Source organism: Pararobbsia alpina (assembly GCF_902859895.1).
Classification (GTDB): Bacteria; Pseudomonadota; Gammaproteobacteria; order Burkholderiales; family Burkholderiaceae; genus Pararobbsia; species Pararobbsia alpina.
This window is the reverse complement of sequence record NZ_CADIKM010000089.1, coordinates 1-8498: the sequence shown is the minus strand read 5'-3', so window position 1 is coordinate 8498 and position 8498 is coordinate 1. Positions and strand designations below refer to the sequence as shown.

General features: G+C 58.1%; 10 protein-coding genes. 4 read left to right on the top strand and 6 right to left on the bottom strand.

Going from position 1 to position 8498, the window contains the following annotated elements:
- Window positions 1-290 precede the first annotated feature (290 nt).
- The 3 genes from HV670_RS28760 to HV670_RS28750 form a co-directional block, all read right to left on the bottom strand.
- Complete coding sequence (locus tag HV670_RS28760) at window positions 291-614, bottom strand: hypothetical protein (RefSeq protein ID WP_175108354.1); 324 nt, start codon at window positions 612-614, stop codon at window positions 291-293.
- Between the two features lie 283 nt (window positions 615-897).
- Complete coding sequence (locus HV670_RS28755; protein WP_175108353.1) at window positions 898-1083, bottom strand: hypothetical protein; 186 nt, start codon at window positions 1081-1083, stop codon at window positions 898-900.
- Between the two features lie 34 nt (window positions 1084-1117).
- Entirely contained in the window at window positions 1118-1654 is a 537-nt protein-coding gene (locus tag HV670_RS28750; protein WP_175108352.1) for a hypothetical protein, read from the bottom strand.
- Between the two features lie 310 nt (window positions 1655-1964).
- Here HV670_RS28750 and HV670_RS28745 point away from each other — a divergent pair, with 310 nt between their 5' ends.
- Window positions 1965-2252 (top strand): addiction module antidote protein, encoded by a 288-nt coding sequence (locus tag HV670_RS28745; protein ID WP_175108351.1) that lies wholly within the window; start codon window positions 1965-1967, stop codon window positions 2250-2252.
- On the top strand, window positions 2239-2475 hold the full coding sequence (locus tag HV670_RS28740) for a hypothetical protein (RefSeq protein ID WP_175108350.1): 237 nt from the start codon (window positions 2239-2241) through the stop codon (window positions 2473-2475). Before HV670_RS28745 ends, HV670_RS28740 begins: the two co-directional genes overlap by 14 nt.
- 673 nt (window positions 2476-3148) lie before the next feature.
- Here the strand turns inward: HV670_RS28740 and HV670_RS28735 are convergent.
- The 3 genes from HV670_RS28735 to HV670_RS28725 all read right to left on the bottom strand — a co-directional run bounded on the left by HV670_RS28735 (window position 3149) and on the right by HV670_RS28725 (window position 6943).
- Window positions 3149-5965, bottom strand: coding sequence for a toprim domain-containing protein (locus HV670_RS28735; RefSeq protein WP_175108349.1), 2817 nt, complete (start codon window positions 5963-5965; stop codon window positions 3149-3151).
- A 376-nt stretch (window positions 5966-6341) separates the two neighbouring features.
- Complete coding sequence (locus HV670_RS28730; RefSeq protein WP_175108348.1) at window positions 6342-6677, bottom strand: hypothetical protein; 336 nt, start codon at window positions 6675-6677, stop codon at window positions 6342-6344.
- On the bottom strand, window positions 6674-6943 hold the full coding sequence (locus HV670_RS28725) for a helix-turn-helix transcriptional regulator (protein WP_175108347.1): 270 nt from the start codon (window positions 6941-6943) through the stop codon (window positions 6674-6676). The genes HV670_RS28730 and HV670_RS28725 overlap by 4 nt, the downstream gene beginning before the upstream one ends.
- Window positions 6944-7202: 259 nt before the next feature.
- On the opposite strand from HV670_RS28725, the gene HV670_RS28720 reads away from it, so the two are divergent.
- On the top strand, window positions 7203-7772 hold the full coding sequence (locus HV670_RS28720; RefSeq protein ID WP_175108346.1) for a recombinase family protein: 570 nt from the start codon (window positions 7203-7205) through the stop codon (window positions 7770-7772).
- Window positions 7773-8224: 452 nt separating this feature from the next.
- Window positions 8225-8498 (top strand): transposase (locus tag HV670_RS28715; RefSeq protein ID WP_175108345.1); only part of this gene is annotated, 274 nt, incomplete at its 3' end.

Here is an 8498-nt window from a genome sequence, read left to right as displayed (position 1 = left end):
CGCATGCGCCGTATGCCGCCATCGCTAACTGCTCATCTGCTCGGCAACGATTTGCGTAGAGCATTCAGCTGATGGTGCTTTGTTTGCCGTGCATCGAACCCCAGCGTCCGCGCCGGTCTTCAGGCGGATGCCGCAGCAACAGATGACTGACGCATCGATTCCGTCGCCACGAGCGCCGCATTGGGCGCAGCGATAGACGCGGCGGCCGTCGGTGGCTTTTCCCAGCAACACGCGACCGAGACATGATCGGCAGCAATGTGCCGTGAGTTGCCAGAGTGCGCGATCGCCAGTCATGCGTGACCCCCTTCGAATTGGAGAAGTGCCCGCACGCCCGCTGGCGCCTGCCAACCGAACTGCACGGCATACCTCTCGTCTCGCAGGACCGCAACGATCAACTCGGTTGTGTCGAGGGATCGGTCGATCGTCTCCGTCTTGAGCTTGCCACCGGCCATATAGCTGATTGACCGGCGATGCAGCGGCGGGAGCTTGACCGGCTTCGTTCCCTTGGCGTTCGCGCCGATCACCTGCTCGCGCTGACGGTTGTAACAGCTAATGCACAGATGCTTGGCAATCAGGCGCGACGCAGTCAGGTGGCACCGTGCGCAAATCTTCACAGCCCGGAACGGTGACGGATTCGCATTGATCTCCCCGGCATGCCGAGCGCCGATTCGACAGCTTTTGCAGGTTATCCATCGCGCATCGGCGGTCGCTACGCCGGCAGCCTTCCAGCGGTCACCGCAAGCGTCCGTGGAAAGCGTCGCTCGCAATCGTTCGCAATGAAAATGCTGCCGGCCCGGAAGCTCAACAAGCTCAAAATACTTAGGCATTCGCATGCTCAATTCCAGGCTCCTCAGCTTGAAGAAAGACCGACGTGACCATCGGTGGACAGCGCCGACGTCAGCCATATACACCGTGCTCACGCTCAGCCTTCCCTGCCGCTTCAGCTTGACGGCGTAGGTGCTCAAGCGAGCGCTTCAGGAACTTGGTCGGGCGGCCGTCCTGCTCCAGTAGCATTACGTCGACGCCAAGCTCTTTCAGACGTTCGGGAAGGTCGGCAATCAAGATTGATGGGGAATTTTTCATGAGGCTCATCCTAGGTGCATTAAGAAGGCTGAAATCAAAGGCTCCAGCGGGCATACACTTCTTTCACCGCCGCAAAAACGCGCTCGCCGGTCTCGCGATCTGCCTGCACGATCGCGCCGGTGATTGCGTCGTGCATCTGCTCAAGGCGATCCACGTTCCACGCCAGCTCGGAATGTTTCATGGCCAGTGCCAGATTCGTGGCTCGCATACGGTGCGACATTGCGAGCATCTTTGGATTTTTGATACGGCGCGTGCCATCATTGTTGACGGCGATGGCATAGTCCGATAACAGTCGGGCGTCTGCGATCATCCCGTCAAGCTCGCTGTAAAAATTGATCGCGCTTCGCATAGAGCGGCGGTCGCTATCAGTGACCGGTGCGGGCGGTCGGGCTGGATGAGGTACGATAGCCGCCACCTCCTCGATCAAGTTCCGGTCTTCGTCGCGCGTCATTTTGACCCAACGATGCCAAGTGGGAACTGGAATATCCGGAAACTGCAGGCGTGCGAGACGGGGGCCTTCGATCGTGCCGTGCTCCAGCGTGAGTTCACGGATGGCTTTGATCGCTTCCAATCGTGCAGGCGTGGCAGGGCGTGGCATATAGGAGAATCCATTGACGTTTCGATATATTCTCGTTTCACGACCTAACGTGCAGCTGGAATTCATGTAAAAAGTCCGCCGGTTTTGATAACGTCAGGACTTGTCGGCGAATAGAAGGCGTGGTCTGTCTGTTTGTGCGCCGAAATGCGGATCTACGCCGGTGGCCACCATCAGGTCTATCATGAGCGAAGGTAGAGTGTGCTCGCCGTTTTGCTTGTGAAAAGTCCTGGCGGCAGAAGACAACCGACGATCGATCGAACTCACGGCTCACCAGGAGATTGATGTGCCGCTCAAAACTACGCCGTTCGATCCGGCCGACTATCTGGATACGCGGGAAGCGCAACGTGAGTTCCTTCGGGAATCGTTCAAGTCCGGCGATGCGGCCGAGATTCAGCGGTCGATTGGCATCGTTGCACATGCGCGCGGGATGAGGCCGATTGCCAATGATACGGGCGTCGGCCGTCAAAGCCTGTACGAAACCCTCAGCCCGGAAGGCAATCCCGATTTCTGCACCATAATTCGAGTCTTGCGTGCGCTCGACATTTCCGGGAGGCGTAATGATGCCGCCTGACTTCAAAAGGTCTTTGCAAACGAATGATCGTGAAGCCGTGGTAGGCGAACTTATGCAACCCGATGAACCGCTCACCCACAGCCAGGCGATCGAGACGGTTGCCTTTCTAAGCGGCATGACGCCGGACGAACTCGATCATGAAATCGCGTCGGCCGAATTTACGTTCGATACCCCACTCCGACCGTTCAACGAGCTGTTAGCAGCACGCAAGGTCGGCGACTGAGTACCTGACCGTCAGCGCTTGTCGACGGGGCCGCGACCTCAACAGCGCCATGCCAAGTGCATGGCGTGCGCGCCGCCGGCTACGCCCACCAGACAAGGCCGGAACGCCATAGGTGAGGAAATTTGAGGGCGACGCGCTTCCACGCATAAGTTGGTGCTGATGGGCAAGCTGGAAAGTGTTATGGAATAACACTCGCCTGTCACCAACGTCAAACTGAGCCGCAGGTCTATGCCGATACTCTTCCGCTAGGGCGGCGAACTCACCAAGGTCGAAATACACGTCATGGCCGCATCAGCGCCCAAGCGTAGAGTTCTTACCAAAACCGTCTAGTAAGAACCGGGTAAGAAAAAAGGTAAGGCCGTAAACCCTTGTCGCATGAGGCTTCCAGCCAATTTCCTACTTTCTTACCTTTTTATGAAGATAGATATGTATATAGAGATGGATGGTGTCGGAGGATAGGTGGATATATATCCTGCCCGGAAAGCGGGTAAGAAAGTAAGAAATTCAGCAGACCCTTACTGGGCTCGGGTTTGCGGCCTTACCGCAGCGGTATGAAGACGCCTGATTTTCCTTACCGGTAAGAAAATTCCGGCGCTCGGCACATAAAAGAAAGCCGACGGGCGCTGTCGCGCGCGCCGCCGGCATGTTCAACCGTCGTCCCCTCCGGTATGACTCAGAGAGTACCGTCGGTTACGTGATCGTCGATCACCAAAGAGAGAGGAATACGGGTTACCTTACTCTCTTTGTGCGCGCCGAAATAAATTGGCTCGTTGTCGTTATTGTCCTGCCCTGGCAGCCGCTTCAGCGCCCCCTTCAGATCGGTCGCAAGGAACGTCCCTGCGAGTAGCTTGTTTCGCGGCGGAATCTCGCTGTTCGCCACCGCAATGTACTGCCCGACGACTCGCAGGCCGTAGTGCATGAGTGCCTTGTTCGCCTTCTTTTTAACAGGATCAGGTGGCACGACGCCCCCATCGTCCGCCTCACCGGCAGCCGTCCGAACGAGGCTATACAGCGTCGCTCGCTCGCCATAGTCCAAGACAACTTCCTGCCCGAAAAGCGTGCTGATGATTTTCTGCGCGTCGCTATCGCCTGAGTCGACGCCGTCGCGATGCTCCGACCAGTCGTAACTATCGATCAATCCTTCAGCTTCTTCACGCGCAACGACCTTCTGAGACACGAGCGCCCAAGCCCCTGCGAGCAGGGTGCCGTATTGATCACCTTCGCGCTGTGTCCCGAAGTGCTGCGCGGCCACTTCCGTAAAGACGTCGATATTCGCTTGGATTACCGGCAGCAGCGCGAGCGCCCGGCGCATCAGGCGCGCGGCGATCGTCGGGTCGCGCTTGATCCGATACAACTCGTCCCTCAGCGCTTTCCACGACTCTGCCGCGTTGTCGTCATCGCGTTTCGAGCGCAGCGCCAACACTGTTAGGCGCTCGACGTCGGCCTGATGCTTGATCGCCACCTGGATGGAGGCGAGACAGAACATCGAGCGGATGTGAAACGACATCGCTTCGCCGCCAGCGGTCCCCCGCAGCGTTCGCGCATCCGACTCGGTCGACGACTGGCGGATCAGTGATAGCACGTTCTGAATCCGCTTGATGTCGCCCTCTTCGTTCGATTCGGACTCGTCGAACAGCACCGGTCGCGCGTCCGTGCGCAACGTCTGGCGGAACCCCGCCTCCGACGAGTTGCCTTGTGCGAACAGGTCATTGCCGTTCATCAACGGATGCACGTAATCGTTGAGAATCGTCGACTTGCCGCAGCCGGCGCCGCCCGTCAGCCAGATATGCGGCCGCCACCGCAGCGCGCCACACAACGGCGCGAGCATGACGAAGCCGGCGAGCAATACCGCCGAGCCAGACGTCGACCAGCGGAATTTCTTCGCAAGATTGACGAGCTTGATCCCATCCTCATCGCTCAGCGCTTCTTTCGCCGGGCGCGGCAGCGCCATGTTGCGTGGATACGTGTAGCGCGATGCGATCTTCGCGACGGGCGTATCGACCCCGTCGACCGAAAGCGTATCGCCGTGATGGAACACGACGCGACCGGCATCCAACCACGCGCCGCGACCACGTACATTCGACGGATCGTAGACTCCGCGCCGATGCGCAGTCCCAGTCAAAAAAGCGGTAGCTGCGCGCGTATCGATACCCTTTTTCCTTCCGTTCGGGAATTTTTCCTCCCACCAGCCGACGTTCGGGGTCAGCGACACCAGGTGCCCCTCGTTGATGTTCGACGAATTCAGTTTGACGACCGTGAGACTAGAGTGGGAGAACACGTGAATGGTGACGCCGTCGAGACCGTGCCCGAGAACTCGGAAATATCGTTCTAGCGACTCCTTCGGTTCCTCCGACCCCGCACCGGCAACCTCATCGTCCGCACGCGCCTCCATCGCCACATTCGCAGCTGACTGAGCCTGCTCAATCGCCTTCTGCGTGCTAAATTCAGCCCATGGCGCATCGGGCTCAGCGCGTTCCTCGATCGTCGACACAAGCGCCTCATTGATAACAGCGCAAATGGCTTCCGGCCCGCGCAGCTTCGCCAGATCGTTGAAGTCCGTCGGCCCCTTGCGCTTGCCGTTGTCGTCGCGACCGTCGTCGTCAGTGAACGGCGGGAACACAATGCAGCCGCCAATTGCGTTCGCCGCTTCCGTTGCGCGCGTGACGCCCGGATTCTTTACAGGCAACAGCGTCCATTGATCGTTGTCCGCGCAGATGATGATGGTTCCCGTCGGGAATTTATTGCGTACCACTTGCGCAACCGGCATCAGATTGCCAGCGTCGAACGCCACCACCACGCCGTGCCCCGTCGCCTCATAAAGGCTCGCGCCCGTCGCGTAGCCTTCGCAAATCAGAATGACCGGCTTATCGTAGACGGTCAACGGCTCGCCGATCAAATGGAAACGGCCGCGCTTGTCGCCGTCCGTCAGATAATCCTTGTCGCGCTTCAGCGGGTTGTCGCTATCCGGAAAAATCGCCTGCAACGAATGGATTGCACCGCGCGCATCGCGGATCGGCACCAGCAGCGCGTCTTTCTTAATCAGCGAGAGCTCGCCCGTTTTCCGGTTCAGTTTTTCCCATGCACCGACCTTCAGACCGTGCGACTCGACACCCTTGCGCGCGAGATACGCATGCTCGGACCCGACCACGTCCGTTGCGCCATCAAACACCCGCTTAGCGAGCTCGGCCGCCGCCGCGTGGCGCTTACGGTCCTCCTCCTCGCGCTCGCGTGCTTTTGCCTGCATGCGTTCGCGGAGCGCGCGCCGCTCGTCGTCCGTCATCGGCTTCGCGCGTTCGGACGACTTCCACGTAAAGCGTTGGCCGCCGGGATACCGCTTGTGACAGCCGAACATCCCATTCGGATGCTCGTCAAAATGAAGCTTGTACCAGGCGTTGCGCGACCCGCGCTTGTCGCCGATGACATGAATACGCTGGATCTCACCATCCGCGATGATCTTGGCAGGGTTGACTTCGATTTCCGCGTGGGCCATCGCCGCCGCAAACTCACGGATAACGGAGCTTTCATCGAGCGTGACAAACCGGTCACCTTCAACAGATTGCTTAGGGAAACTTACTTCTAACGTTGCTTCGCTTTTGGTAGAATGTGACATGATTTGTTGTTGAAAGCCCAGTGTGCCTCACGAAGGCCCTGGGCTTTTTTACACGCCCAGCACTGGACCGATTGATAAGCGGCAGCGCACCGGCACTACCGACCTAGCGAATTGTCGGGCCTGTCGCGGAACGACGAAAGGCCTTGACGCCAATTGCGACGTCGGTCGTTCCGTGACGTCATCAGGCGCAAAGCCTTGCTGGTAGGCCCTCCATCGTTCACGACCAATTTTCAAAAAATTTAATGATTGCAAACAATCATTGATAGTTTTTAGCTATTGTCTGGCAACCGTTTCGATAGAGGCCTACTCGCGGCAGAACGCGGCAAATTCCATTCAGTGCGTCGCGCCTGTCAAAGTTGTCGCCTCGGCTCTTTGGGAAGTGCTGCGCCCACCACTCGCGCGGCGCCAGCTTGAGAATGTTCGTCTCCCCCAGCGATCGCAGTACCACGATGCCGCCGGACTGCTTTAATTTGAAGAATTTTTCGCGCCGATCGTAGCCGAGCACCTCGAAATGGACGTTGTTCAACAGCGCAGTCATCTTCCGTTCGTGCAAGGCAAGCTTCGTTTGCGCATCGATGCCCGTGGTTTTCATTTTTCCTCCGTACAGGCGATCGCCAATGCGTTCAGGTCCGGTTGCCGCATACGTGAATCGTCTACCGCATTCCGTTTTGCGAGGTCATCCGCGCGACGCGCTGCGAGCCAATGCTGGATATCAGCGAGCCACCAAACGGCGGCTCGGCCGCCGAGCTTGGCGGGAGCAGGGAATTCCCCGGCTTTGCGCATCGTAAAAATCTTTGCCCGACCAATCTTGGTAATAGCGATCACGTCGCGTAGTTCGACGATCCGTAACTCGTCCATCGCTTCTTTCTCCTTTGCTGGGCATGTCGCCCATCACCTTTATGGTGTTGTCACGACAGGCTGACGGATGCGTATGGCCGGAAAAATATTTCTGCGGACGGATATGGACTTGGAACTTTGTCACTTTGGGGTATAGCCAAAACTGACTGTCAGAGAAGGCCCTGTAATGTGTCAGGCTAGGGTCGATCAATGTGTTTGTTGACATAATCAATAATGGGTCTAGACTCTACCCTGACACAACATTGCGGTGCATGGAAGAATGAGTACGCATCAACGGGTCGGATACGTGCGCGTCTCCTCGACCGGCCAAAATAGCGATCGCCAGCTTGACGGAATTAAGCTCGACCGTCTTTTCGAAGATAAGGCGAGTGGAAAGAACACCGACCGGCCTGCACTACAGGAGGCGATCAGGTACGTGCGCGACGGCGATTTATTACTCGTTCACTCGATGGACCGGATGGCTCGCAACACGGAAGATCTGCTGCGGCTGGTGCGCGAACTCAACGCCAAGCGCGTCACAGTCGAATTCGTAAAGGAGCGGCTTACTTTCAACGGCGACAGCGCCGATCCTATCGGGAACCTCATGATGACTATGCTTGGCGGATTCGCCGAGTTCGAGCGCGCGCTGATCCGCGAACGCCAGCGAGAAGGCATTGAGATCGCTAAACAAAAAGGTGTGTACAAGGGCCGTAAAGCGTCGCTCAATGCGCAGCAGATCGAGGAAATCCGGCGCCGAGTCGACGCCGGCGGCAAGAAGGCGGCAATCGCGCGCGACTTCGGGATCAGCCGTGAGACCTTATATCGGTATCTACGGTCGACGGTGGCCTGATTCCGAGGCCGATGCAGGGAAACGGAATTCGTCAAACTGCGACCAGGCTCATGAGACTGCAATTACCGAATTGCTGATCCCGGCCCGACTGACGCGAGTGTGGACAAGAGCGAAGGGCGACAATCGACCCGTTGCTGTCCTTCAGTTAGCTTCTCCGAATGTCCCACCCTCCTGAAAAAGCGGCCGTTCAGAATGCTGGTGCCAGCACGTCGAATGAATCGGTCCCGCGGTTCGTCAACGACGTTCCTGCACCACCTCGAGGCCAACCCCCGATGTCGGCGTGCCCGTTCTGTCTGTGTGTCTGGACGAGATCTCGGCGTTGTCCAGCGGGGCGCACGATTCTTCACCGCCGACCTATTGGCTAAGAGGCCAGTTCAAAAAGACCTGAATGGGGCTGTTTACTTTCCCGGCGAACTGTTAACCTTGGGCATCTGAACAACGGGACCCAAGGGATGGAAGCGCCGATCGCTGATGACGAATTGTGGACACTGATCGAACCGTTACTGCCACCAGCAAAACCTCGACGCGAGAAGAATCCGGGGCGCCTTCCCGTATCGAATCGAGCGGCGCTGAATGGCATCCTGTTCGTGCTCAAGACGGGTATCCGCTGGAACGACTTGCCGACGCGATTAGGCTTTGGCTCGGGCGCAACCTGTTGGCGACGATTGAACGACTGGCAGGAAACCGGCGTGTGGGACCGACTGCACGAGCTGCTGCTCGCCAAGC

Coding starts and splice junctions, on each gene's coding strand:
- HV670_RS28755 (WP_175108353.1), bottom strand. CDS start 1,083: ATGAAAAATTCCCCATCAATCTTGATTGCCGACCTTCCCGAACGTCTG.
- HV670_RS28740 (WP_175108350.1), top strand. CDS start 2,239: ATGATGCCGCCTGACTTCAAAAGGTCTTTGCAAACGAATGATCGTGAA.
- HV670_RS28735 (WP_175108349.1), bottom strand. CDS start 5,965: ATGGCCCACGCGGAAATCGAAGTCAACCCTGCCAAGATCATCGCGGAT.
- HV670_RS28730 (WP_175108348.1), bottom strand. CDS start 6,677: ATGAAAACCACGGGCATCGATGCGCAAACGAAGCTTGCCTTGCACGAA.
- HV670_RS28725 (WP_175108347.1), bottom strand. CDS start 6,943: ATGGACGAGTTACGGATCGTCGAACTACGCGACGTGATCGCTATTACC.
- HV670_RS28720 (WP_175108346.1), top strand. CDS start 7,203: ATGAGTACGCATCAACGGGTCGGATACGTGCGCGTCTCCTCGACCGGC.